Origin of the sequence: Bordetella petrii, assembly GCF_000067205.1 — a bacterium.
GTDB classification, from domain to species: Bacteria; Pseudomonadota; Gammaproteobacteria; order Burkholderiales; family Burkholderiaceae_B; genus Bordetella_A; species Bordetella_A petrii.
In genome coordinates, this window is record NC_010170.1 from 1653925 (window position 1) to 1680071 (window position 26147).

At 63.2% G+C, this 26147-nt stretch carries 22 protein-coding genes and 2 tRNA genes; 17 read left to right on the top strand and 7 right to left on the bottom strand.

Annotated elements, in window-relative coordinates; genetic code table 11:
- Nucleotides 1-31 precede the first annotated feature (31 nt).
- The gene (locus BPET_RS08135) at nt 32-2251 is read right to left on the bottom strand and encodes an FUSC family protein (protein ID WP_012248526.1); all 2220 of its coding nucleotides are present in this window, start codon (nt 2249-2251) and stop codon (nt 32-34) included.
- 672 nt (nt 2252-2923) lie between these two features.
- Between BPET_RS08135 and BPET_RS08140 the strand changes: the two genes are divergently transcribed.
- The 4 genes from BPET_RS08140 to pssA all read left to right on the top strand — a co-directional run bounded on the left by BPET_RS08140 (nt 2924) and on the right by pssA (nt 7182).
- The gene (locus BPET_RS08140) at nt 2924-4639 is read left to right on the top strand and encodes an acetolactate synthase 3 catalytic subunit (protein WP_012248527.1); all 1716 of its coding nucleotides are present in this window, start codon (nt 2924-2926) and stop codon (nt 4637-4639) included.
- A 10-nt stretch (nt 4640-4649) separates the two neighbouring features.
- Nucleotides 4650-5141, top strand: coding sequence for an acetolactate synthase small subunit (ilvN, locus tag BPET_RS08145; RefSeq protein WP_012248528.1), 492 nt, complete (start codon nt 4650-4652; stop codon nt 5139-5141).
- Between the two features lie 66 nt (nt 5142-5207).
- Complete coding sequence (gene ilvC, locus BPET_RS08150; RefSeq protein WP_012248529.1) at nt 5208-6224, top strand: ketol-acid reductoisomerase; 1017 nt, start codon at nt 5208-5210, stop codon at nt 6222-6224.
- 184 nt (nt 6225-6408) lie between these two features.
- Nucleotides 6409-7182 (top strand): CDP-diacylglycerol--serine O-phosphatidyltransferase, encoded by a 774-nt coding sequence (pssA, locus tag BPET_RS08155; protein WP_012248530.1) that lies wholly within the window; start codon nt 6409-6411, stop codon nt 7180-7182.
- 45 nt (nt 7183-7227) lie between these two features.
- On the opposite strand, the gene BPET_RS08160 is transcribed toward pssA, so the two are convergent.
- A complete protein-coding gene (locus BPET_RS08160; protein ID WP_407921176.1) occupies nt 7228-7770 on the bottom strand; it encodes a hypothetical protein in 543 nt (180 codons plus the stop codon).
- A gap of 220 nt (nt 7771-7990) precedes the next feature.
- Here BPET_RS08160 and rpsO point away from each other — a divergent pair, with 220 nt between their 5' ends.
- The 4 genes from rpsO to BPET_RS08180 all read left to right on the top strand — a co-directional run bounded on the left by rpsO (nt 7991) and on the right by BPET_RS08180 (nt 12657).
- Nucleotides 7991-8260, top strand: a complete 270-nt coding sequence (gene rpsO / locus BPET_RS08165; protein ID WP_012248532.1) for a 30S ribosomal protein S15 — start codon at nt 7991-7993, stop codon at nt 8258-8260.
- 90 nt (nt 8261-8350) lie between these two features.
- Nucleotides 8351-10510 (top strand): polyribonucleotide nucleotidyltransferase, encoded by a 2160-nt coding sequence (pnp, locus tag BPET_RS08170; RefSeq protein ID WP_012248533.1) that lies wholly within the window; start codon nt 8351-8353, stop codon nt 10508-10510.
- A 145-nt stretch (nt 10511-10655) separates the two neighbouring features.
- Nucleotides 10656-11378: a hypothetical protein gene (locus BPET_RS08175; RefSeq protein ID WP_012248534.1), complete on the top strand. Its 723-nt coding sequence runs from the start codon at nt 10656-10658 to the stop codon at nt 11376-11378.
- A gap of 61 nt (nt 11379-11439) precedes the next feature.
- The gene (locus tag BPET_RS08180; RefSeq protein ID WP_012248535.1) at nt 11440-12657 is read left to right on the top strand and encodes a threonine ammonia-lyase; all 1218 of its coding nucleotides are present in this window, start codon (nt 11440-11442) and stop codon (nt 12655-12657) included.
- A 37-nt stretch (nt 12658-12694) separates the two neighbouring features.
- On the opposite strand, the gene BPET_RS08185 is transcribed toward BPET_RS08180, so the two are convergent.
- A complete protein-coding gene (locus BPET_RS08185) occupies nt 12695-13243 on the bottom strand; it encodes a PIN domain-containing protein (protein WP_041863702.1) in 549 nt (182 codons plus the stop codon).
- Between the two features lie 413 nt (nt 13244-13656).
- Between BPET_RS08185 and BPET_RS08190 the strand changes: the two genes are divergently transcribed.
- Genes BPET_RS08190 through BPET_RS08225 form a run of 8 tightly spaced genes read left to right on the top strand, consistent with a single transcriptional unit; the run spans nt 13657 to nt 23188 of the window.
- The gene (locus BPET_RS08190; RefSeq protein WP_012248537.1) at nt 13657-15540 is read left to right on the top strand and encodes a type VI secretion system Vgr family protein; all 1884 of its coding nucleotides are present in this window, start codon (nt 13657-13659) and stop codon (nt 15538-15540) included.
- 27 nt (nt 15541-15567) lie between these two features.
- On the top strand, nt 15568-16572 hold the full coding sequence (locus BPET_RS08195; RefSeq protein WP_012248538.1) for a hypothetical protein: 1005 nt from the start codon (nt 15568-15570) through the stop codon (nt 16570-16572).
- Between the two features lie 38 nt (nt 16573-16610).
- Nucleotides 16611-17636, top strand: coding sequence for a hypothetical protein (locus BPET_RS08200; RefSeq protein ID WP_012248539.1), 1026 nt, complete (start codon nt 16611-16613; stop codon nt 17634-17636).
- Entirely contained in the window at nt 17633-18604 is a 972-nt protein-coding gene (locus BPET_RS08205; protein ID WP_012248540.1) for a hypothetical protein, read from the top strand. Before BPET_RS08200 ends, BPET_RS08205 begins: the two co-directional genes overlap by 4 nt.
- Nucleotides 18605-18608: 4 nt before the next feature.
- Entirely contained in the window at nt 18609-21245 is a 2637-nt protein-coding gene (locus BPET_RS08210; RefSeq protein WP_012248541.1) for a DUF2169 family type VI secretion system accessory protein, read from the top strand.
- Entirely contained in the window at nt 21238-22287 is a 1050-nt protein-coding gene (locus tag BPET_RS08215; protein WP_012248542.1) for a pentapeptide repeat-containing protein, read from the top strand. Before BPET_RS08210 ends, BPET_RS08215 begins: the two co-directional genes overlap by 8 nt.
- Before the next feature lie 14 nt (nt 22288-22301).
- Nucleotides 22302-22670 carry a PAAR domain-containing protein gene (locus BPET_RS08220; protein ID WP_012248543.1) on the top strand — a complete coding sequence of 123 codons (369 nt, stop codon included), beginning with the start codon at nt 22302-22304 and terminating at the stop codon, nt 22668-22670.
- On the top strand, nt 22607-23188 hold the full coding sequence (locus BPET_RS08225; protein WP_012248544.1) for a hypothetical protein: 582 nt from the start codon (nt 22607-22609) through the stop codon (nt 23186-23188). Before BPET_RS08220 ends, BPET_RS08225 begins: the two co-directional genes overlap by 64 nt.
- A 120-nt stretch (nt 23189-23308) precedes the next feature.
- Here BPET_RS08225 and BPET_RS08230 read toward each other — a convergent pair whose 3' ends face one another.
- The 4 genes from BPET_RS08230 to BPET_RS08245 all read right to left on the bottom strand — a co-directional run bounded on the left by BPET_RS08230 (nt 23309) and on the right by BPET_RS08245 (nt 24966).
- Entirely contained in the window at nt 23309-23950 is a 642-nt protein-coding gene (locus BPET_RS08230; protein ID WP_041862807.1) for a DedA family protein, read from the bottom strand.
- 60 nt (nt 23951-24010) lie between these two features.
- Entirely contained in the window at nt 24011-24634 is a 624-nt protein-coding gene (locus BPET_RS08235; protein WP_012248546.1) for a hypothetical protein, read from the bottom strand.
- A 146-nt stretch (nt 24635-24780) separates the two neighbouring features.
- Nucleotides 24781-24865, bottom strand: a tRNA-Leu gene (locus tag BPET_RS08240).
- 11 nt (nt 24866-24876) lie between these two features.
- Nucleotides 24877-24966: transfer RNA gene (locus tag BPET_RS08245), tRNA-Ser, on the bottom strand.
- A 125-nt stretch (nt 24967-25091) separates the two neighbouring features.
- Here BPET_RS08245 and BPET_RS08250 point away from each other — a divergent pair.
- Nucleotides 25092-26069: an NAD(P)H-quinone oxidoreductase gene (locus BPET_RS08250; RefSeq protein WP_012248547.1), complete on the top strand. Its 978-nt coding sequence runs from the start codon at nt 25092-25094 to the stop codon at nt 26067-26069.
- Nucleotides 26070-26147 lie beyond the last annotated feature (78 nt).

The window sequence follows — 26147 nt, forward strand, 5'->3', positions numbered from 1 at the left end:
GCGAAGCCTGACCCTTGCCAGCACCCTCGCATCATGCCGGCACCGCCGTCGGCCGGCTACGCGGCGGGTCGGCCACCGCGGCCAGTTCCTGGCGTATCTGCGTCGAGGCCCGCAGCATCTGCTTCAGCGGGTAGGCCAGGGCGGCCAGTTCGCCCTCGGTGTCGAACTGGCTGGGCAGATCAAGCGGCGCCGGGCGGCTGTCGTCGAGCATGTCCACGATGCCGGCCAGCGCCTGCCGCATGGGTTCGGGCGACTGCTTCAGGCTCGCCAGAATCGGCACCGCTGCCGTGATCTGCGAGGCCATGATGTGGTTCTGGATCAGCAGGTTGTTGAGCTCGGGCACGTTCATCTGGTGTGAGCGCGGCTCGCTCATCATGCGATAGAACGCCTCCGCGAAATTGCTGAACGCAATGTGCACGTTCTTGCGCGCCAGCCGCCAGGCGATGTCGGCTTCTTCCACGGTAGGCGTGCCCTCGGGCGGCGTGACTCCGGACGCATGGGCCTGCATGGCGCGGGCGTACTGCAGTCCGGTGCGCAGGTACGCGCGGTTGGCATTGGTGGCGGCGCGCGCCAGCGGCTTCATGTAGCGCGCTTCCCACCACGGCAGCACATAGCTGCAGACCAGCGCAATCGCGCAGCCCAGCGCCGTGTCCAGGGCGCGCTCGCCGATAACCTCCATCGACACCGTGCCCGGCGCCACGAAGTGGAACACCATCACCACGAACAGCGTGTTGAAGATGGCGCTGGCCATGTAATTGAGCTGCACCAGGCTGTTGCCCATGATGCAGGCCGCCAGCAACACGGCGAACAGCGCCTCGGGGCGCGTGGTCACGTGGAACAGCGCCAGCGCCAGCAGGCAGCCGATCAGCGTGCCCATCAGGCGCCAGCCGTTGCGCTGGCGCGTGAGGGCGAAGCCCGGCTTCATGATGATGATGATCGTCAGCAGCACCCAATAACTGTGCGCAGACGACAGCTGCGGCGTCGCCCACTGCGCGATCAGGCCCATGGCAAGGGCCGCCGCCAGGGTCACTCGCGTGGCATAGCGGAAATACGGCGAATCCAGCCGCAGGTTGCTGGTCAGCATGCCCAGCCGCAGCTCCTGGCGCGACATGAACTGGGTCAGCGACTTGTTGATGCGCAGCACGCTGGTGGGCTGCGCGTCGGGGCGGGCCGCCGTGTGGTCGGCCAACTTGCCGACGATGCGCGAGGCGTTGCGCAGGCGCCGCAGCACCTGCACAATCAGCGCCAGCATCTCGGGCTCTTTCTCGCCCATGCCGTGGTGCTTGAATTGTTCGACCTCGTATTCGATGGCGCGCAGCTCGGCCTTGGTGCTGCTGCGGTACTGCACCGGCCGTCCGCGCGACACATCCAGCGCGATGCTGTTCAGTTCCAGCGACATCTTGGTCAACGCGTCGCGCATGAACATCAGGCAATCGTGGCCGGCCAGCGCGCGCCGCAGCGCGGCGTAGTCGGTGTGGGTGGCCACCAGCGTATCCAGCAGCTGCAGCATGTCGACGAACATGTTCCACAGCATGACCCGCTCGCCATCGCGGTAGCCGCTGCCGCGCGGCAGGCTGCGCAGCACGATGTCGCGCGCGGCCTGGTGCTTTTCCGTCATGATCGACTGCGACTGGATCAACGCGCGGTAGATGTCGTCCAGGTCGGTGTTCTCGTCATAGAAGCGGCTGCGCGCGGCCATGTAGTCGGCAGTGGCGAACAGGGCCACCGACATGGCCTGGCGCTCTTCGCGCAGCCAGAAGATGCGGCTGAAGGCCAGGCTGAACGCCAGGTAGAACAGGGCGCCGCCCAGCGTGGCCGCGGAATGCGCCAGCACCTGGCTGGGCGCCATCGGCGAATGCATGGTCAGCGTCATGATGAGCATGCCGGCAAAGCCGATCAGCCCGCCGCGCTTGCCGAACACCGAGAACATCGAAAACAGAAAGCACTGGCCGATCACCGCCAGCCATAGCAGCAACGGGTAGGTGGACGCGGCCCCGGTAATGGTGACCGCGGCCGTGGCCAGCACGGCGCCGCCCAGCATTTCGTTGGTGCGGTGCCGTTGCGGCCCGCCGGGCTGGTCGATGATGGCCAGGCACTGCGCCCCGAATGTGGCCACCAGCCCGAAGCCGTATTGCCCGAACAGGCCCCCCAGCACCATGACGGGCAGCAGCATGCCCACCCCTTGCCGCACTCCGCCGAAGAAGTAGTGGCTGTAAAGAAAGCGCGGAATGCTGGCAATGCGTATATCCATGGGCGACGGCTTTTTCGGATGCGGTTGCCCAGTATAAGAAGATGCGCGAGCTTTTGCGTCTCCGGGCTACCCCGATATGCCAGCCATGAACAGGCGGCCGTCCGCCCCGTGCCGGTGCAGTCTGGCGTGGTCCTGGGGAAATGGGGGGCGGCGCGTTGGGCGGCGGGGCAGCCTGCGCAGCAGGCCTCGGGCGCCTGCATGCGTCCGAGCCCGTCGCACGGGCGCCGCCCCCCATTTCCCCAGGACCACGCCAGACGTCCCAGCGCCAAACAACACCCGCCAACCAACCGCCCCCGCCCCCCCGATTTGCCCCCGATCCCGCAACGCGGTAAATTTGCTGCCTTGCGCCGGTCTGCCTATCCGATACCGGCGCGCAGGCCTACCGGCTGCCCGGGCTACATTCCGGGCGCTGTGCGCCAGTAATAACTTGCTGTTGGCCGCGCCACAAGCGTGTGTTGCCAAAGCTTCCATTTCGACCTCCAGCGTCCCCCAGGGGCGTTTGCGCTGCGTTCCCGACGAACGCGTGCCGGGTCGGCAGGGTGTCCGGGTGGCGAGGCTCCGTGAGTCTCAAAGCGCCAGATCATGCTGCCGTCGCCGGTCCGGGTTCAGTTGCCGCCGTATCCGGGCGTGCCACGGTTGGGAAAACAGGGCCGGTACTGAAAGGAATACAACATGGAAACCATAGGCGCCGATATCGTCGTGCGCTGCCTGGCCGAAGAAGGCGTCGAGCACGTTTTCGGCTACCCCGGCGGCGCGGTGCTGTACATCTACGACGCGATTTTCAAGCAAGACAAATTCCAGCATATCCTGGTTCGCCACGAACAGGCCGCCGTGCACGCCGCCGACGCGTATTCGCGCGCGTCGCAAAAAGTGGGCGTGTGCATCGTCACCAGCGGCCCGGGCGTCACCAATGCCGTCACCGGCATTGCCACCGCCTACATGGACTCGATCCCGATGGTCATCATCAGTGGGCAGGTGCCCACCGCGGCCATCGGCGAAGACGCTTTCCAGGAATGTGACACCGTCGGCATCACCCGGCCGTGCGTCAAGCACAACTTCCTGGTGCGCGACGTGAAAGACCTGGCCGAGACCATGCGGCGGGCGTTCTACATTGCCCGCACCGGCCGTCCCGGCCCGGTCCTGGTCGATATTCCCAAAGACGTCACCCTGCAGCCCTGCAAGTACGTGCCGCCCAAGGGCGAGATCAGCATGCGTTCGTACGCGCCGGTCAACAAGGGCCACCAGGGGCAGATCAAGAAGGCCGTGCAGATGCTGCTGGCTGCCGAGCGCCCCATGATCTACGCCGGCGGCGGGGTCATTTTGTCGGATGCCTCGGCTGAACTGCGCCGCGTGGCCGAGCAATTGGGCGCGCCGTGCACCACCACCCTGATGGGCCTGGGCGGCATGGCCGGCACCAGCCGCCAGTACGTCGGCATGCCCGGCATGCACGGCACCTACGAAGCCAACATGGCCATGCAGCACTGCGACGTGCTGCTGGCGGTGGGCGCGCGCTTCGACGACCGCGTCATCGGCAACCCGCGGCATTTCGCGCAGAACGCCCGCAAGATCATCCACATCGACATCGACCCGTCGTCCATTTCCAAGCGCGTGCGGGTCGACGTGCCCATCGTGGGCAACGTTAAAGACGTGCTGGCCGATCTCAGCGCGCAGTACGACGCCGCGCGCGCCGATGCCAAGCCCGCGCCGCTCGACAAATGGTGGCAGCAGGTCGAGGCCTGGCGCGCCAAGGAATGCCTGAAGTACGCCCATTCCGACGAAGTCATCAAGCCGCAGTACGTGGTGGAAAAACTCTGGGAAGTGACCGGCGGCGACGCCTTCGTCACCTCGGACGTGGGCCAGCACCAGATGTGGGCCGCGCAGTACTACAAGTTCGACAAGCCGCGGCGCTGGATCAACTCCGGCGGCCTGGGCACCATGGGGGTGGGGCTGCCGTACGCCATGGGCGTGCAGATGGCCAATCCTGGCACGGACATCGCCGTCATTACCGGCGAGGCGTCCATCCAGATGAACATCCAGGAACTGTCCACCTGCCAGCAGTACCACCTGACGCCCAAGATCGTCTGCCTGAACAACCGCTTCCTGGGCATGGTCCGCCAGTGGCAGCAAATCGACTACGGCTCGCGCTATTCCGAGTCGTACATGGATTCGCTGCCCGATTTCGTCAAGGTGGCCGAGGCCTACGGCCACGTCGGGTTGCGCATCGAGCGGCCGGCCGACGTCGAGCCGGCGCTGCGCGAAGCATTCAAGAAGCACAAGGATCGCCTGGTCTTCCTGGACTTCATCACCGACCGCACCGAAAACGTGTGGCCCATGGTGAAGGCCGGCCGCGGGCTGACCGAGATGCTGCTCGGCTCTGAAGACCTGTAAGGAGGCGACCATGAAACATGTGATTTCCGTGCTCATGGAAAACGAACCCGGCGCGCTGTCCCGCGTGGTGGGCCTGTTTTCTGCGCGCGGCTACAACATCGAAACCCTGACCGTGGCGCCCACCGAAGACGCCACCCTGTCGCGCCTTACCGTGGTCACGGTGGGGTCGGACGAGGTCATCGAGCAGATCACCAAGCACCTGAACCGCCTGGTGGATGTGGTCAAGGTCGTCGACCTGACCGAAGGGGCGCACATCGAGCGCGAGCTCATGCTGATCAAGGTGCGCGCTGTCGGCAAGGAACGCGAGGAAATGAAACGCATGGCCGATATTTTCCGCGGCCGCATCATCGATGTCACCGACAAGTCCTACACCATCGAGCTGACCGGCGTGCAGGAAAAGGTACAGGCGTTCATCGACGCCCTGGACCGCAGCGCCATCCTGGAAACCGTGCGCACCGGCGTGTCCGGCATCGGGCGCGGCGAACGGATCCTGAAACTCTGAAGGCCCCCGGGCCTGCCACAAACCATCTAGAATCACCCGAAAATCGCACAATCCGGAGCACACGACATGAAAGTTTTCTACGACAAAGACTGCGACCTCTCCCTCGTCAAGGGCAAGACCGTTGCCATCATCGGCTACGGCTCGCAAGGGCATGCCCACGCGCTGAACCTGCACGACTCGGGCGTGAAGGTCGTGGTGGGCCTGCGCAAGGGCGGCGCCTCGTGGAACAAGGCCGCCAACGCCGGCCTCGAAGTGAAAGAAGTGGCCGAGGCCGTCAAGGTCGCCGACGTGGTCATGATGCTGCTGCCCGACGAAAACATCGCCGCGGTCTACCGCAACGAAGTGCATGCCAACATCAAGGCGGGCGCCGCGCTGGCCTTCGCCCACGGTTTCAACGTGCACTACGGCCAGGTCGTGCCGCGCGACGACATCGACGTCATCATGATCGCGCCCAAGGCCCCCGGCCACACGGTGCGTTCCACCTACACCCAAGGCGGCGGCGTGCCCCACCTGGTGGCTGTGCACCAAGACAAATCCGGCTCGGCCCGTGACGTTGCCCTGTCGTACGCCAGCGCCAACGGCGGCGGCCGTGCCGGCATCATCGAAACCGACTTCCGCGAAGAAACCGAAACCGACCTGTTCGGCGAACAGGCCGTGCTGTGCGGCGGTACGGTCGAACTCATCAAGGCGGGCTTCGATACCCTGGTGGAAGCCGGCTACGCGCCCGAAATGGCGTACTTCGAGTGCCTGCACGAGCTCAAGCTGATCGTCGACCTGATCTACGAAGGCGGCATCGCCAACATGAACTACTCCATCTCGAACAACGCCGAGTTCGGCGAATACGAGACCGGCCCCAAGATCGTCACCGAGCAGACCCGCCAGGCCATGCGCGACGCCCTGGTCGCCATCCAGACCGGCGAGTACGCCAAGAAGTTCATCCTGGAAAACGCCGCCGGCGCTCCCACGCTGACCTCGCGCCGCCGCATCAACGCCGAGTCGCAAATCGAACAGGTTGGCGGCAAGCTGCGCGCCATGATGCCCTGGATCGCGGCCAACAAGCTGGTGGACAAGTCCAAGAACTGATCGCGCCGCCAGGCGCCTCGGCAGGTGCCTGACTCCCCGCCAGGGATGTCAGGCGCCGAACTGGCCAGTTCATCTACCGGACGGCATCCCGAGCAGGGATGCCGTTTTTCTATGCATGCGGCGGGGCCGCAAGGCGGCCGGGATGAGTTAACCTTTCGGTTATCCGCCGCCATATTCAGTGACTATGCCCAATTTTTCCATGCGCGATTCCGAAAATCGCCACCGCAGCATCTATTTGCTGCCCAATGCCTTTACCACCGCGGCCCTGTTCGCCGGCTTCTACGCCGTGGTGCAGGCCATGAACGACCGCTTCGAAGTTGCCGCCATCGCCATTTTCGTGGCCCTGGTGCTCGACGGCATGGATGGCCGGGTGGCGCGGCTGACCAACACCCAGTCGGCGTTCGGCGAACAGTACGACTCGCTCTCGGACATGACCTCGTTCGGCGTGGCGCCGGCACTGGTCATGTATGAATGGATACTCAACGACCTGGGCCGCTGGGGCTGGCTGGCCGCGTTCGTCTACGTGGCGGGGGCGGCGCTGCGCCTGGCCCGCTTTAACACCAACATCGGCGTGGTCGACAAGCGCTTCTTCCAGGGGCTGCCCAGCCCGGCCGCGGCCGCCCTGGTGGCGGGTTTCGTCTGGCTGGCCATCGACAATAAACTGCCCATCCACGACAACGTCATGGCCTGGGTGGCGTTCTGCGTCACCATGTACGCGGGTGTCACCATGGTGTCCAACGCGTCGTTCTTCAGCGGCAAGAGCTTCGCCCTGGGGCGCAGCGTGCCTTTCTGGGGCATTTTGCTGGTGGTCGCCGTGTTCGTGTTCGTGTCCAGCGACCCCCCGGTGGTGCTGTTTGGCCTGTTCGTGCTGTACGGGCTGTCGGGCTGGGTGATCATGGCCTGGCGCTGGAACCGCGCCCGGCGCCTGCAGCAAGAGCGCCGCTCGCACGTCGAATAGCGCCCAGCCGCGCCCGGGCGGGCGCGGCCACTCGCCGGCGCGTGGCTAGCGCCAGCGCCAGTCGTCGTCGTACATCGGGTCGGGGCCGGGGTGAAAGCGCGTTACTCGCTGGCCGTCGCGGCCCATGTACACGTACATCAGCGAATTCCACACGCCCGACTGCTTATAGCGGTACGCCCACACCACCTCTCGCACGCTGGGCAGCCCCACTTCGTCTACCTGGGCCGGGGGGCCGAACTCGCAGCGCACCTGGTCGGCCGTCCACGCGCCCTTGGCCAGCAGCTTGAAATGCGCGTCGGTCAGAATGGGCAGCACCCGGTCGACCCGGCCGTCGGCCGCCACGTTGGCGCCCCACGCATACTGGCCGTAAGGCTGCTGGGTCCAGATGACGCGCTGGCCGCCGCCGGCCATATCGCAACTGAAGTTCGGCCGTCCGTATTGGGCCGCTACGTCGGCCAGGGGCGTGCCCGGCGGCACCTGGGCCAGGTTGCTGCAAGCGGCCAGGGCGCCGGCCGCCGCCAGGGCGGCAGCGCAGCGGGCCAGACGAAAAATGTTACAGTTCATCCCGGGTCTCCGATGGGCCGGCACGGGGCTCGCCAGGGCAAGCACCCGCTCAATAGGGCAATTCTAGCGAATCAGCTATAATGCTCGCCTGATTTGCCCGGCCTGTGTGCATGGCCGGGCAAATTGCTAGTTGAACGCAGTAGTGTAGATAAGCAAGCAGTACCCAAGCATCACGGCTTTTGCCGTTTTTTTAAAACCACGGCTGGGCGCCTCGGCCCTGCCGCAAGTCCGAAGAGGTCATTACATGTCCGTAGCCGACATCAAAAAAGCCGACATCGTCGCGCAGTTCCAACGCGCCCAGGGCGATACCGGTTCTCCCGAAGTCCAGGTGGCTCTGCTCACCGCCCGCATCAACGAACTGACCGGTCACTTCAAAGAACACATGAAGGACCACCACTCGCGCCGCGGTCTGCTGCGCATGGTCAGCCGTCGTCGCAAACTGCTCGACTATCTCAAGGGCCGCAATCCCGATTCGTACCGCGCACTGATCGAAAAACTCGGTCTGCGCAAGTGATCGACGGGGCAGGCTCCCCATGACGCAACCGTGGCCGGTGCGACGTTTGTCGCGGCGGCCACGGTTTTTCATTTGTAAGGAATCCTCGTCATGTTCAATAAAGTGACCAAATCGTTCCAATACGGCCAGCATACGGTCGTGCTGGAAACGGGCGAAATCGCCCGCCAGGCCTCCGGCGCCGTGCTGGTGTCGGTTGACGACACCGTCGTGCTGGCCACCGTCGTGGCCGCCAAGAAGGCCAAGCCCGGCCAGACCTTCTTCCCGCTGACCGTCGACTACATCGAAAAAACCTACGCCGCGGGCCGCATCCCCGGCGGGTTCTTCAAGCGTGAAGGCAAGCCGTCGGAAAAAGAAACCCTGACCTCGCGCCTCATCGACCGCCCGCTGCGTCCGCTGTTCCCTGAAGGCTTCTACAACGAAGTCCAGGTCGTGCTGCACACCGTGTCGGTCAACCCGGAAATCGATCCCGACATCCCCGCCATGATCGGCGCCTCGGCCGCGCTGGCCATTTCGGGCATTCCGTTCAACGGCCCCATCGGCGCCGCCCGCGTGGGCTACGTCGACGGCCAGTACGTGCTGAACCCCACCGCTACGCAGCTGAAGTCGTCGCAAATGGACCTGGTCGTCGCCGGCACCGAAAATGCCGTGCTGATGGTCGAATCCGAAGCCAAGCAACTGTCCGAAGACGTCATGCTGGGCGGCGTGGTCTATGGCCACGAGCAAATGCAGGCCGCCATCAACGCCATCCATGATCTGGTGCGCGACGCCGGCAAGCCCGACTGGGAATGGCAGCCCGAGCCCAAGAACGAAGCCCTGATCGCCGCCGTGACGGCCGCCGCCCAAGAAAAGCTGGTTGCCGCCTACCAAGAGCGCCAGAAGCAGGCTCGCACCGCGCTGCTGCGCAACGTTTACGCCGACGTGCACGCCGCGCTGGCCGAGCAGGCTGCCGCCGCCGGCCAGGATGCGCCCGATGCCGTCACCGTCGACAACATCCTGTTCGACCTCGAAGCCCGCATCGTGCGCGGCCAGATCCTGAACGGCGAACCTCGTATCGACGGCCGCGACACCCGCACCGTGCGTCCCATCGAGATCCGCCTGGGCGTGCTGCCGCGCGCGCACGGCAGCGCGCTGTTCACCCGTGGCGAAACTCAGGCGTTGGTCGTGGCCACGCTGGGCACCAAGCAAGACGAGCAGATCATCGACGCGCTCATGGGCGAATACCGCGACCGCTTCATGCTGCACTACAACATGCCGCCCTTCGCCACCGGCGAAACCGGCCGCATCGGCGTGCCCAAGCGCCGCGAAATCGGCCATGGCCGCCTCGCCAAGCGCGCCCTGGTGTCGCTGTTGCCGGCCCACGAAGATTTCCAATACACCATCCGTCTGGTGTCCGAAATCACCGAATCCAACGGCTCCTCGTCCATGGCTTCGGTCTGCGGCGGCTCGCTGGCCATGATGGACGCCGGCGTGCCCCTGCAAGATCACGTGGCCGGCGTGGCCATGGGCCTGATCCTCGACGATGGCAAGTTCGCCGTCCTGACCGACATCCTGGGCGATGAAGATCACCTGGGTGACATGGACTTCAAGGTGGCGGGCACGCAGAACGGCATTACCGCGCTGCAAATGGACATCAAAATCCAGGGCATCACCAAGGAAATCATGCAAGTGGCGCTGGCCCAGGCCCGCGAAGGCCGCCTGCACATCCTGGGCAAGATGCGCGAAGCCCTGGAAGGCTCGCGCGGCGAGCTGTCGGCCTTTGCGCCGCGCATGCTCACCATCAAGATCAATCCCGAGAAAATCCGCGACGTCATCGGCAAGGGCGGCGCCACCATCCGCGCCCTGACCGAAGAAACCGGCACGCAGATCGACATCTCCGATGACGGCACCATCGTCATCGCCAGCGTCGACGAAGCCCAGGCCAAGGAAGCCCAGCGCCGCATCGTCGAGCTCACGGCCGATGTCGAAGTCGGCCAGGTCTACGACGGCTCGGTGCTGCGCCTGCTGGATTTCGGCGCCATCGTGCAAGTGCTGCCGGGCCGTGACGGCCTGCTGCACATCTCGGAAATCGCCAACTACCGCATCGCCAACATCAACGATGTGCTGAAGGTCGGCCAGCAGGTCCGCGTCAAGGTCATCGAGGCCGACGACAAGGGCCGTCTGCGCCTGTCCGTCAAGGCTATCGGCGGCATCGAGCAGCAGCAGGCTGGGGGCGCCGAACCGGCGGCCCAGCCGGAATCGCAAGCCGAATAAGCTTCGCGTTTTCCCAGCCCGAAAAAACGGCACCGCAAGGTGCCGTTTTTATTGCATCTACGGTACATTCTGGACGCGCCGGCCAGTTGCCGGCACCGACTCTATGTATGGAGCAGGCATTGACCGGCACAGGATTCTTCCGCGCATGCTGACGCCACGGCTGGCAATCCGGGCCCTGGCCGGCTGCGCGCTGGCGCTGGCGGCGGGCTGTGTGTCCCAGCCGGCGGCGGTCGGCCCGCGCAGCGAAGACATGTCCATGGACCAGTTCGCGCAAACCGACTTCAACCGCACGGTCACGCTCGAAATCCGCGACAACCTGGCCAGCCTGTATACCCTGCTCGACAAGCTCTACCGCCGCAACCCGCGCGAATGGCGCAAGGCCGGCATGGCCGACCAGCCGGCCGCCGTGGCGCGGGTGCGCGCCATGATCGAAAACCGCACGCCGCCGCCCGGCCTGAGCGGCCTGCGCGACATACAGATCCTGGCCGTGTCGCTCGACCCGGCCTATCCGCGCGACCGTGTCGCGGCGTTCATCTACGGCCTGGCCGACACCCTTATCGCCGCCCACAACGACAAGACGCGCATGTACCTGTCTGATGTGCTGGACGGCCAGCGCATCTACAACGCCGCGCGCAACGTCGAGGCCGCCGCCTGGCTGCTGGCCTCGCGCCGCGACGCAAGCGGCGAGCCGCTGCTGCTGGCCAACGAGATGTCGCCCACCGCCACCAACCTGAGCTTCGAGCGCGAGTTCGGCGCCATCATCGGCAGGCTGGACCTGATCGCCAACCTGCTGGGCGAGAATGCCCGGCGCGTGGGCATCAACTACGCGCAGGGTCTGCTGTTCTTCAACTTCCTGCCGGTACGCTAAAATGCAAGCCCGCTTCCGGGGCGCCAGGCGCGCCCCGATTGAGCGTCTACAGGCCCCCACCGTGATCGATCTCGCCGCCATTCAAGCCGCCCGCGCCCGCTTGCAGGGGCAGGTCCACAAGACGCCGTTCACGCATTCGCGCACGCTGTCCGACATCCTGGGCGCCGAGGTCTGGCTGAAGTTCGAAAACCTGCAGTTCACCGCCTCGTTCAAAGAGCGCGGCGCGCTCAACCGCATGCTCGAACTCACCCCGGACGAGCGCGCCAAGGGCGTCATCGCCGTGTCGGCCGGCAACCACGCCCAGGGCGTGGCCTACCACGCGCAGCGCATGGGCGTGCCGGCGGTCATCGTCATGCCGCGCTTCACGCCCACGGTTAAGGTGGCCAACACCCGCCGCTTCGGCGCCGAGGTCGTGCTGCTTGGCGAAACCTTCGACGACGCGCAGGCGCACGGCTACCACTTGGCGCGCGAGCGCAGCCTGGTCATGATCCACCCGTACGACGATGCCGCCGTCATCGCGGGGCAGGGCACCCTGGCGCTGGAAATGCTGGAAGACCAGCCCGACCTCGACGCCATGGTCATCGCCATTGGCGGTGGCGGCCTGATCAGCGGCGTCGCCACCGCGGCGCGCGCCATCAAGCCGGGCATCGAAATCGTGGGCGTGCAGACCGAACGCTTTCCGGCCATGTACGCCGCCATGCGCGGCGTTGCCATGACGCCGGGTCACTACACCATCGCCGAGGGCATCGCCGTCAAATCGCCCGGCGTCATCACCCAGGAAATCGTGCGGCGACTGGTCGACCGCATCGAACTGGTCAGCGAAGCCGACATCGAGCACGCTATCGTGGTGCTGCTGGAAATCGAGAAAACCGTGGTCGAAGGCGCCGGCGCCGCCGGACTGGCCGCGCTGCTGCACGACCAGGCCGCGGCGGCCAACCGGTTTCGCGGCAAGCGCGTGGCGCTGGTGCTAACCGGGGGCAATATCGATCCGCTGATGTTGGGCGAGCTCATCGAACGCGGCATGGTGCGCGCCGGCCGCCTGGCCCGCATCCGTGTCGACCTGCGTGATTTGCCGGGCGCACTGGCGCACGCCACCAAGCTCATCGCCGACGCCCAGGCCAACATCACCGAAGTGCACCACCAGCGCGCCTTCACGGCCCTGCCGGTGCGCAATGTGGAGGTGGATTTCGTGTTGCAGACGCGCGGGCCCGAGCACATTCAGGAAGTCATCAACGTGCTCAATGCCGCCGGCTTCGCGGCCAGCAACCACGACCACTGACTGGCTCGCGGGCAGGGCGCCTGCGCCGCGCGCAGCCCTACAGCCCGTCGCGCGCCACCAAGGCCTTCAGGCGGTACAGGCGTTCGCGATGCAGCGTGGCAGCCAGGGGCTCCGGCTCGCGGCCCAAGGCCACGTAATCGTCCGGCACGGCGCGGATCGCGTCACGCAGTTTCGCGGCGTCGGCCTGCCACCACAACGACAGCAGCCGGTCGGGGTTGAGCGCGTCCAGCCCCTGGCGCCGCAATTCCGAGCGGCTGAAGTCTTTCAGGTTCCAGGTGGCCACCAGCACCTGGGGCGGTTGCTGCTGGCCGCAGCGCGCCCGCCGCGCCAGTCCGGCCGCGATCACGTGGAAATCTTTGGGGTCGCTGTAGCGCAGGCCGGCTTCGTAGGCCTGCAGGTCGGATTCCGTGGCTTGCGGAAAATGCCGGTTCATTTCCGCCCATTGATCGTCCAGTACGTCGGGCGGAATCGCCCACAGGCGGGCGGCATTGCGGCGCCATTCCACGCCGATGCGCTCGCTCCACACGGGTTGGTAGACGCCGCTGGCGGCCAGGCGCAGCATCAGGCGGCGCACGATGCCGGACATCAGCACGCAGGCGTCCAGCACGACAAAAGGGGCGGGGGTAGGGGCAGGCGCAGGCACGGCAACGGCGCGCGGCGCGCCGGAAAAGACGGTAGACGGCCGACACTGTAGCAGGAACGTGGCCCCGGTTTCTGGTAACAATAAATTGCGGGGACAGTCCGCCGGCGTGATGTCCGGTGTGAGCAAATGCCGTGTTGCAGCAGGCAATCTTCAGTCGCCTTTGAGTCGGTGTTTTCAGCAGTTATAGATTTGTTGCATCTATTAGGGAAAACCGCCTTGAGGCGGCTTTTCACTTCAAGTAGTTTGCGCGGGTAATCCCTAATCGGCGCAGTGTATCCAGGCAGCATGACATCCGCATGAACACCGCAGGGCGGCCCCTGCATTTACCGTGAAAAGACAGTCTCGGGAGAGTATTTGTGGATATTCCCAGCATCATCCAGTCCCGTCCCATTATTGCCCACACTCCCCTGGAAGGCAGCCTGGTATTCAAGCAGATGACAGGCCATGAAGGCCTGTCGCAATTGTTTGAATACGACGTAGAGCTGCTGGCCGACAATTTCAACCTGGATCTGAAACAGCTGCTCGGCAAGCCCCTGACGCTGGAAGTGGCCACCTCGTTGAAAGCCCGCTACCTGAGCGGGCAGATCGTGCGCTGCGTCATGGTGGGCCGCGAAAGCAGCACCTCGCGCAACTATATCTATAAGGCCACGGTGCGGCCGTGGCTGTGGTACCTGACGCAAACCTCGGACAACAAGATCTTCCAGCAAAAGACGGTTCCCGACATCATCAAGGAAGTACTGGGCGAATACGGCTATCCCTTCGAGATGAAGCTCACGGGCAGCTACCGCTCGTGGGAATACTGCGTGCAGTACCAGGAAACCGATTTCGCCTTCATCAGCCGCCTGATGGAACATGAAGGCATCTACTATTACTTCAAGCACGACAAAGACCAGCACACGCTGGTCATGACCGACGACATCGGCTCGCACGAGCCCGTGCCGGGCTACGAATCGATTCCCTACTACGGCCCCGACCGCGTGTCCACGCCGCAGGAAGAATACATATCGATGTGGGAAATCTCGGCCCAGGTCACGCCCGACGGCTACGCCACGGTCGACTACGATTTCACCAAGCCGGGCGCCAGCCTGGACGCCGTGTCCAAGCGCGCGGGTGGGTCCGAGCCGGGCAACCTGGAAATGTTCGAATGGCAGGGCGGCTTCCAGGAGGCCCAGCACGGCGAGCAATATGCGCGTGTGCGCCTGGAAGAATTGCAGAGCATCCAGGAGCAGGACCTTGGCATGAGCAATGCCCGCGGCCTGGCGCCGGGCCACCTGTTCACGCTGAGAAACCATCCCCGCAAGGCCGAGAACCGCGAATACCTGGTGGTGTCGGTGAACTACCGCATGAGCGTGGGCGGCTATTCCACCAACAGCGGCTCGGAAGAATTCTACGAAGAGTCTTTCTCGGCGCTGCCGTCCAGCGTGCAGTTTCGCGCCCCGCGCGTCACGCCCATTCCGCGCACCCACGGTCCGCAGACGGCTCGGGTGGTGGGCCCCGCCGGCAAGGAAATCTGGACCGACAAATACGGCCGCATCAAAGTGCAGTTCCACTGGGACCGCTACGGCCAGAAGAACGAAAGCAGCTCGTGCTGGGTGCGGGTATCCAGCCCCTGGGCGGGCGGCGGCTTCGGCGGGTTGCAGCTGCCGCGAATCAATGACGAGGTTGTGGTCGATTTCATCGGCGGATGCCCCGACCGTCCGCTGGTGCTCGGCCGCGTGTACAACGCCAACAACATGCCGCCCGTCGAGCTGCCGGGCAACGCGAACCAGAGCGGCTTTCGCAGCCAGTCGGTGTACGGCGACCCGACCATGTGCAACAAGATGATCTTCGACGACACGCTGGGCAACGAACTGGTGCATCAGCGCGCGCAAAAAGACATGTGCCATGAAGTCGTGAACGATCACAACCACACGGTGGGTTCCAACTACAGCGTGGATGTCAGCAAACACTACAGCATCAAGGCGGGGTCGCTGGCGGTGGAGGTCGCGAAAGAGACCAGCGTGACCCTCAAGGGACAGACCACGGTGAACCGGAAAGCCTATTCCGAGACTACGGTAGGGCCCGTTACCAAGGATACGACGGGTACCGTGGTCACATCGACCAAGGGGGTGTTGACCACTACCCAGCTAGGTGTACAGGGCATCAACGAGATAGGCGCGGTCGGGCATTCATTGATCGGCGCCTATGGTTCGATCATGGTCGGGAATTTCAACAAAACCATATTTGGCAATGTCGGCTAGGCGGGTTTCGCCACAAGGGAAGAGCACATGACCGACCCCTACGATCCCACCACGGTACGAGACGGCGTCGCCAAGGAAATCGCCGACCTGACCGAGGCCGCTGGTGGCCAGGCGCCCGACGACCAGACTATCCGGGACATCATTGCCAAATATGCCCGGCAAGGTGCAAACGGCAATCCGGCTTTAGAGGCCGGCGCGGAGAAGCGCGCCCTGGAATACTACGACCAGGGCATTTCGCCCGAGACGGCGGCTTCCGCGGCCGCGCGCCAGACTTATCAGGATGCAACGGGCCCGCGGCCCACCCTGGCCCAGGAAGCCGATCGGGTGCTGCGTTATCACGACGAGGATCAAATACCCGATTCCAGCGATATCGAGCGATACATTGCCGACAGGGAAGTCACCATTCCCGCGCATGAAAAAGCTCCGCTGGATCGCGCACTGGCCGATATGCGGGAAGCCTTTGACACCGCGAATATCCCGGAGCCGCTGGCCGCCCAGGCCGAGCTGGCGGCGGTGAACGCCGCCGCTGGCGGCACGGTGACAAGCGCCGGGCTGGACATCGACGGCAATCTCAATGTGACGGTGCATAAAGACGTCGAACTGACTTTCCAGGACTCCCAGATCAAGACTACCAAGCTGGATACCGTCTATACCCATCACAGCGACGTCGAGATCCACGCCAAGGATGTCAAGCTTACGGCCAGCAAAATCGACATTAATGCGCTGGTCGAGGAAACCAACCGGGTAAGCTCTTTCAAGAAGTCGGTGCGTAACGATTCGAGCCTGGTGATCGGCACTTTCCATCGAACCAACACCCCCGTACGCAATAACTCGTTGGTGGGCGCTTCACTGGATGCCAGCCTGGTCAATTTCAGCTTTGCTCCGATCAAAGTTGGGAACGCATATGAAATGTCTCATCACGGCATACGCCGTTATGGCATCAAGGGTGTCAACTACGAAACGCTTCGGAATTGGCAAGAAAAGACCAAGAAGAACATTCGGCGCGTGATTGCAGCGCTGATATTCATTTGATTCCGCCGAACAGGTCCTTAACTTGCGTGGCTTAATAGATGACTGATCCCTATGATGGCACGCCGCGGGTACTGCCCGGCTCGCAGGCGGCGCAAGCGGTAGATGAAGTTGGCCAGTTCTTTGCCGGCCGGACCGAGCCGGTGCCTCCTGCCGACATCGAATCGTTCGTGAAGCACAAGATTCTTGAATATGGCGGCGACCCGATCACCGCGGCCACGGCCGGCAACACGGCTTCGACATTGGCGCACCAGAACCCCGCCAATGCCCAGATGGTGGCCGAGAACGTGGTCGGCATGACCGTGGCGGACCCCGCGCTGGCGGGCAGCAAGGCCAAGACCGGAATACTGAACGACCTGAAGAATGCCAAAGGCGAGCTCAGTCCGGCGGATCAAAAAGACATTGCGTTCAGGCACGCGAACAGCCAGCTGCAGCAGGCCGGGGTCACCGATACGCAATCGTCCGCCGCGTTGCAGTCCAGCATCAACGCCTATATAGACCAGGGAGTCAGTCCCGACCTGGCCGCTGCCGCGGCCTTGGCTGAAATCCTTGCGCAGTCCATGCCGCAGGCCGACTCGTTCTCGATATTCGGCTACTTGAGCATGCTGGTGTACGGCGATACCAATTACTCGTTCAAGCAGATCGAGACAATGGACGTCACCAACCATGCTCTGCACACGCATCTTGCGAACACCACATACGAAATGCCGGGGCACAAATTCAGTCTGCTCTGCACTTCGTCTATCAAGACCTCGGCCACGGGTGAGTATGTGCGGGCGCATACGGCCAGCGCGCACGGGTTCTACGACGGCTTGTACATCTCTATGACGCCGAAGGCGGCGTCCTTGAACCTGGTCAATTTCAAGTTCGGCACGATGTCTTTTGGGTTGGGGGGACTGCTGGTTTCATTCGCGCCGCTGCGTATCTATCTTGCCATTTTTGATTCGGACCTGGTGTGGGCCAACCGGCCGATCAAGGAGGAGAAAGACAGACGCCGTACCTGGGCGCAAGTGCGGACCGCCGTGAAAAAGAGGTTCACCTCGAAACAACACAACGTGACGCCATGAGCACCCCATTCAACATCTTGCCCGGATCTTCCGCCGAATCCGCCGTCAAGGAAACCAGGTTATTGAGGCCCTTGCGCCCGGATAATGTCGCCGAGCAGATCATGCCGATCATGGAGAGATACGGCGTGGATTCGATGACCCGGACCGCCGTGGGCGAGGCGGCCACCCAGCTGGCGGGCGATCCCGCGCACCCGGATGCATCGGCCCTGGCGGAACAGCTGGTCGGCACCGCCGTCGCCGACCCGAAAGTGGCGGGCAACCAGGCCAAGAACCGGGTGCTGGCGCAACCCGACCTGCCTGAGCAGCAGCAGAAAGATCTGGCTGTGCAGGCGGCCGGCGAGGAAGCCGCAAAAGCGGGCGGCAGCAGCAGCGTTGCCCAGGAGCAGGCCCGTGAAGCGATGAACCAGGGGGCGTCTCCCGCCATGGCGGCCTATGTTGGGGCCGCGGCAGCGGTGTCGATTGCCGTTGCCAACAACTCGGCCTCGTCGGGCCTGGAAATCTTCGGGCACCTGAAGGCCCTGGTCCAGGGCATGGTGATAGAGACCTATCTGAAGACAGAAAACAAGACTGTGCTGGGGAAAACCACCTGGACTATCGGCAACAGTCTGGTCCAGACCACCTCAGACAAGCTGTCCATCCATTGTGACTACTACTATGCCGAGGCGCCCACCGACATCAGCGAACTCGACACGTCCAGCACGCGGTATTGGGGCGGCTATTACATGCGCTCGCCGATTCCGTTGTCGATGACGGGTGCCAGCTTCACCGGCTCGGTGAACAGATCGTCGGTCTATTACGCAAAAATGGGGTCCGCCGGCGTCGTGAAAGAAACGCTGGTGCCCCTCGATATTTATGTGGCGGCTTTTGGTACCGCCAGAGTGGCGGGGGCCGAGAAGCGCAATGTGAATCTGACGCTCGACGCAGGAATAATAAAACTCTGGCACGTGGGCAAGGCAATATTCTCGTAGTCTTATGAAAACAATAAAACCATTGCGTCTTATGGTGATGCCCCGGCCTTACAGGTGGCGTAATGGGAAGTACCTTGCCGTCACGCTGGCCTGCCTGGTCAAGTCCACGGACAAGGGCTGCCTGCTGATGCCGGACCATACGCTCTTGCATGACATCCTGCCGGAGCTGGACGCGGACGAGGTTCTCGATTTCATGATGCCGAAGCCGCATCCGGAGTTCCTGGTCAGTGGCAATGCCTATACCGCTCATCAGGCCGACAAGACCAAATGCATGGTCAGCGTGTCGGTGGGAGATAAGCGGAAAGAAGGGGTCGTGTTTGGCGATCGCTTCTGGATAGACAACCGCATTTCCGAGCCGCTTCCTTTTACGTTGATGCCGCTAGGTTGGGCGAATTCGTTCGGCGGCCCCAGCTGCCCGGACAACCCGCTGGGCACGGGCCTGGACGAGGTCGAAATCGGCGATACCCGGGCCATCAGACTGCCGAATCTGGAATCGCCGCTGGAGCGCATCCATCAGCGCGGCCAGCGGCCCCAACCTTTCAACTTCGGACAAATCCGGATCGATTGGCCGCATCGCATCAGCAAGATGGGTTCTTGTGACGAAACATGGATTCGGGAAGTCGGTACAGGTTTTTTCGACGATATGGACCCGTCGGCGTTCAACGCAGCCGCCGAGGATCAGATCTGGCTGGACAAGGCCGAATTGTCGATGGATGAGCGGTTCGAAATCTGGAATATGCATCCCGACCAGCATTGCTGGTCGGGCACGCTGCCTTCGCTGCGGGCGCGCTGCTTCATCAAGCGCAAGCATGCCGAGCGGCTGGACGAAGTGCAGATGCGCGCGACGACCGTTTGGTTCGTGCCGCATAAAGACTGCTACATCCTGCTGTTTCATGGCAATACCGCCATACAGGAAGACGACGCTTTCGACGTGAGTGTCATTATGGCGGGCATGGAGCGTATCGGCGAACCCCGGTCCATCGATCACTACGAAAGCGTTTTCGCCCGACGCATGAGTTTCGAAACCGCCGCCCTGTATGCGCTGAAAGATGAAGAGCTCATGCCGGCGGACATGCTCGCGCCGTGGATAGAAAATATTCCGCTGGATCAGCACACCATCATGTCGAAGATGCATCGGCTACGTCATGATGGGGAGGGCGGCATGAGTGGCGGATTCGTCGGGCCAATCAAGCCCATGACGCTGGCCGATTTGCCGGCGCTGGTCGAGAAAAGCGAGCAGATGCACGCGGAAACCACCGACGAGCTCAAGGAGAGCCGGGCCAACGCATTGGACAGCCTGAAAGCCGAAGCGGCGTCGAACCCGTCCGGCGTCGCTGGAAAGCTGTTGGACAGCATCGATGTCGACCTGGATGGCGGGCAACGTTCCGAGCCGCCCAAGTTGCCGACCGTCGGCCCGCCGAAGTTCGATGATTTACTGCAAAGTGTCGGCTCGTCGGAAGACCGCCGCATGCTCAGGCAGGCCGCAAAGGGCGCCGGGAAGCCCGCGTCGTCGCTGAGGGAGATGCACGATTTCAGCAAACAGGCGTTGCGCAAATCCTATCTGTATTCCGTGCATTATCAGCAGGGCGTTGCCAGGGTGGGCGAACATCGGGCAATCGAGATCCGGAACCGGGTATTGCAGAAGTACCGTCTGAACAAGCGGCTCAGCCAGATGGATCTGACCGGCGCGGATTTGTCGGGCCTGGATCTCAGCGGCGCGGATTTCTCGGGCGCCTGGATGGAGAGGGTGGACCTGTCCAACACCAACCTGGCTGGCGCGCTGTTCGATGAAACCGTGTTGGCGCGCGGCGTATTTGCCCACGCCAACCTGGAGGGCGCGCAACTCAAGCGTTGCAATATCAGTGAAGCGAGTTTTGAACAGGCGTCGCTCAAGCAGGCGGAGTTGTCGGAGCTGATATGCGAAACCACGACGACGTTCGTCGATTGCGATTTCAGCGGCAGCCTGTTGAACGACTTTGACTCGCAGCATATGCGCTTCTTGCGCACGGGTTTCCACGGCGCGCGCATGCGCGACGTCAGCTTCGAGTCCGCCCGGTTCGAGCAGTGCGCGCTGCATAACGTGGTGCTCGACAAAGTCGATTTCGAAGATTCTGTCTGCCAGGATGTCGAGATACTGGATTCGTCGATCATCAGCTCTACGGTAACGAATACGTCTTTCCTGCGGACCCGTATCGAGAAGTCGGTCATGCAGAAGGCCACCTTCACCGAGGACGTGAAATTCGAAGAGTCCGCGATCGAAAACACCCAGCTGGTTCAATGCATGTTCCGCGAGGTCAAGTTCACCAAAATGAGCCTGGCCGGATCGCAGTTCGAGCAATGCGATTTTTCATTGGCAGACCTGCGCGGTTGCGACTTGAGGCGCATCGCCACGCCCTCATCCATGTTCGTTCGCACCAATTTCAACGAAGCTGATTTGACGGGAAGCAACTTGATTCAGGGTAATTTCCAGAAATCCACGTTCCTGGGCTCGAAGCTGTCGGGGTGCAATTTCTTTCGCGCCGACATGTCGGAAACCATCCTGGACCCCGCCACGAAAACTGACCGGACCTATGTCCGTCGCACCAGGCTGGCGCCGTTCAGCGACAAGTCCGTCGCCCTGGGGGAGACCGGCGATGCGTGAAGCCAAGGCGCTGCTGCTCAGCAAGGCCGATACGCTCGAGACCATGCAGGATCTCGACCTGCGCGGCGAGGTATTCGAAGGAGACACGCTCAGCGGCATGGTGTTCTATCGGGTTGACTTCTCGTCGGCGTACTTTGCCAAGGTCGAGTTCAAGGATTGCATCTTTGTGGAGTGCCTTTTCGCCGATTCATACTCGGTCGATACCGATTTTTCTGGAACCACATTTCAACAGTGCGATTTTGAACGGGCGCGCGCCGAGAAATGCACATTCCATGGGACGAGTTTCTCGGGCGCCAAGCTGGTGGCGGCGGTTTTCAAGTCATGCAGTTTCCGGGAGTTCGAACTGAGCGACTGCGATGCCCAGGGCCTGGCGCTGGCCGGCCACGAGATGATCGGCTCGAACATCATCGACACCCGGCTGGACAAGGCGGACCTGAGCTATACCGATTTGTCCAGATCAGTGCTTTACGAACTCGACCTGCGCACGACTCGTCTGCAGGGGGCAATCTTGAAAGATCTGGCGCTGTCCGGCTGCAACGTGTCGGGCCAGAATTTTTCCGGACAGGAACTGTCCGGCTCCCAGTTCAATGAAGCCGTCATCAGCGATGCCGATTTTTCGGAAGCGCGGCTGGCCATGTGCAACTTCGGGGATAGCAAGATTGAGAATTCCAATTTCCTGGAGGCGGATGCGCGCAATTGCGTGTTCGTCAACGCCACCATCCGCGAGTCCGTTTTCAGCGGCGCCATATTGGCGCAGTCGCTCTGGAATGGCGCCTTGCTGTCGAAAACGAATTTCAGCTATGCTGACCTCAGCATGAGCGTCTTCAATCGCGCGACCGTGGACGAGTGCTATTTCGTGGGCACGAACCTCGAAAATGCCGATTTGTCGTATTCCAGGCTCGAGCGCTGCAATTTCGACGATGTCGGCCTGAACCGCACCAAGTTCCATCGGGCGATAACCGATTCCACTTCCATCAAGACGCGCCACGGCGCGATCGAGAAAGACGAAGAGTTGTTCGCGGCAGAAATCTGGCGCGTTTGATCAAGGAGATTGCTATGCCGTTCTGGGGATGCATGGGCTCTGGCAAGAGCATCGGTTTGGGGCCGTACATGACAGGCCCGTCCAAGAATGAAATGTGGAGCTGCATGAAGCTGCCCACCACTAACGTGTTCATTCAGAACAAGCCGGCCCACAATATCTATTCGGTTGCCCCCATTACCATCGACATGCCGACCAGCGTGGTGGGCGTGGCCTCGGGCACCTTGTTCATGCTGGGTGCGACGATCGCGCTGTTTTCCGTCACTGTGATCGCCTGCGGCGGAGTGGTGATCCGCTGGCTGTGCCTGGCGTTGCAGAATCTATGGAATACGCTGGGCATCTACCTGAAAATGGACCAGAAAAAAGTACTGGTGCTGGCTCCCTGAGCGGCATTGCCGCGTTATTCCGACCTGAGGCGCTTGTGGTTTACCGGCTGTTCATCACGGTGTTGGCGGTGCTGTGCATGGTCGCGGGGGCCGTGGCGCTGGGCTTGTGCGTTTACTTCGCGATCAAGATCGAAATGTTCACGCAGTACCCCTATTATTTGGGCGCATCGGCCATCCTCTATTACACCGGCCACATGCTGTGGCTGTATCGGACTCATATTGCCGCGAATGTTGCGCGTGAGATCACCCGCAATGGGCAGTCGGCCACAGGCGAGGTCATGGCGGTCGAATCGCTGGGGTATATCGAAGATTATCCCGAGCAGCAGTGGTACAAGGTGCAGCTGAGCGTTGTTCCCGACGACGGCGGCCAACAGCGATTCATGGCCGATGTCATCCAGCTGTTCCACGAGAACGCCCTGGCTTTCCTGCGCGTGGGCAACCGAGTGCCCGTGAAGTATGAGCTCGACACCCACCGGACCTTGTTGGTGGGCGAACACACCTTCGCGCAGATTAAATAATGCAAGCCGCCCGGCACGGCGGCCATCCTGTCCGCCGAGTACGCCGGCGTTACTGAACAAAAGCCAGCCAAGAATGGTATGCGGTTCGCCAGGACGAGCATCCCGCCGTCCCGGCGCGAATCAACGGCGGCGTTGGGCGCGCATGCCGTCCGGCCGGCGTTTGCGCATGAACGCCACCAACAGTCCGCCGCCCAGCAGCACCGAGGCGGCCGTCCCGATGATCAGCCCGGTCTGCTGGCCATTTTGCAACGCGCCCACACCGCGCGCCGTAAAGAAACCGGGCGCCAGCATCAGCGGCAGCCAGACCAGCGCCGACAGTGTATTGGCCAACTGGAAGCGCACCTGGCCCATGCCCATGATGCCCGCCACGGTGGGGATAGTGCTGCGCACCGGCCCCAGGAAGCGACCGATGAGCACCGATGCAAAGCCGTAGCGTTTGAAAAACAGCCGCGCGCGCGCCACGGCGCTGCGCTGGGTATTGAAAGGCCAGCGGCGCAGCAGCCCGGGGCCCAGCCAGCGACCCGCCCAGTACGACAGGGCATCGCCCACGACGGCGCCGGCGATCCCCCACGCCAGCACCGTCCAGGGCGACAGCGTACCCGCGCCGATCAGCCCGCCGGTCAGCAGCATCAGCGCCGTGGCGGGAATGAACAGGCCTACCAAGATCAGCGATTCGCCGAGTGTCAGCAGAAAAGTGATCGGCCCGGCCCAGTCGTGGTTGGCCTGGATGAACTGGCTGATTCGGTCGAGATAGGCGTCCATGCGTAGAAAAGAGAAGCAGACGCCGGCCATGTTACCGCACCGGCTGGCGCCCGCCCGGGCTTAATGCTTGCCGCGCAGCATGTCGTCGCGCGCATGCTCGGCGCGCGACGCGCCAATCGCGGTTTCCACCTGTTTCACTTCTTCCGGCGGCGGCAGCACGGCGGGCAGCCCGAGCGACTCGATCCACAGTTCGCGGGTCCAGCCCTTGGTGTGATACAGGTGATGGTCTTCGTCTTTTTCCACCGCCTCGAACGCCTGCTGCAAGACCTTGGCCTGGGTTCCGGTGGTCTTTTCGGCCAGCAGGCCGATCAGTTCCCAGTTCAGGTGGTCTTTGGTCTCGGCCAGCACCACGCATTCCGCCGCCACGAGCTGCGCGGCGGCGGGGTTGCCCTGCGCCTTGGCCAGCTCGATGGCCTTCACGAGCGACTCGCCGTGGTGGGCCACGATTTCCCGCGACGGCACCTGGGCCTGCGGGTCGAGTCCCAGTTGCTCGAATACGGTCAGCAATACCTGGCGGTGCGTGGTCGTTTCTTCCAGGTAGCCTTCCCATTCTTCTTTCAGGTCGTCATTGATAGCACAGCTGATTGCCGCCTCGTACACCTTGATGCCCCCCATTTCCGTCTCCAGGGCCTGGTAGAGCAGGTCGTGTGTCTGTTGCGTGTCGCTGGTATGCGCTTTGGCCATTTCTGTTCTCCGGGAAAATGACGGATTGCCGTCCGGGATGCTTGAGGAAAGCACACCCTAGCAAGCCGCATGCCCGGCTCGCCGGCGCGGCGGTGGAACAGGAAGGGGGAGGAGGGAGGTTCAACGGCGCAGGGCGCGGCCGGGAATGGTGCACCCACCCGGAATCGAACCGGGACGCCTTGCGGCGAGAGATTTTAAGTCTCTTGCGTCTACCAATTTCGCCATGGGTGCGGGGCAATGGCTGGCGGAAGCGGTGGGATTCGAACCCACGAAGGGCGCAAACCCTTGCCGGTTTTCAAGACCGGTGCCTTCAACCACTCGGCCACGCTTCCGTCTTGTGTCGACGGTAATGGTACCGCGACAGGAAAGTCCGGGCCGTGGACATGAACGCCGCGCGGCCGGTTTGGATATTCCGTAAAGGGCGCAATAATAATCTATTTGATCCTGGAGGCGTGATATGCGAGCTGTAGAGATATCCCAACCTGGCGGCCCCGAAGTCCTGGTGCCGGCCGATCGCCCCATGCCCGAGCCGGGCGCGGGCGAAGTGCTTATCAAGGTTGCAGCCGCGGGCATCAACCGTCCCGACGTCTTCCAGCGCAAGGGCAATTACGCGCCGCCTCCGGGCGCATCCGACCTGCCGGGCCTGGAACTGGCCGGTGAAATCGTCGGCGGCGACGCCGCGGCGGGCGGGTTCTCGGTGGGCGACAAGGTCTGCGCCCTGGTGGCGGGCGGCGGCTACGCCGAATACTGCGTCGCTCCGGTCGCGCAGTGCCTGCCCATTCCCAAGGGCCTGTCCGAAATCGAGGCCGCTGGCCTGCCCGAAACCTACTTCACGGTCTGGAGCAACGTATTCGACCGCGGCGCCCTGCAAGACGGCGAAAGCCTGCTGGTGCATGGCGGCGCCAGCGGCATCGGCACCACGGCCATTCAGCTGGCCCGCGCCATGGGCAACACCGTCTACGCCACCGTGGGCAGCGACGAACGCGCGCGCGCGGTCGAGGCGCTGGGCGCGGCGCGCGGCATTAATTACAAGACGCAGGATTTCGTCCAGGAAGTGCGCGACGCCACCGGCGGCAAGGGCGTCAATGTGATCCTGGACATGGTGGCGGGCGAATACATCAACCGCAACATGAAATGCCTGGCCGATGACGGCCGCATCGTGGTCATTGCCCTGCTGGGCGGCGCCCGTGCCGAGGTCGACTGCAACCAGATTCTGCGCCGCCGCCTCACGCTTACCGGCTCTACGCTGCGCCCGCGTCCGGTGGCCTTCAAGGCCGCCATCGCCCGCGCCCTGCGCGAGCGCGTGTGGCCCTTGCTGGAGCAGGGCGCCATCAAGCCTATCGTGCACGCCACCTTCCCGCTGGAGCAGGCGGCCGCGGCGCACGCCATGATGGAAGCCGGCGAGAACATCGGCAAAATCATCCTTACCGTGTAACAGAGCGGTCGCCGGGGCAGCGTATTTCCTGGTAAACAGGATACAATCTTTGGTTTGACCCGGATTTTGTCCGGGCCG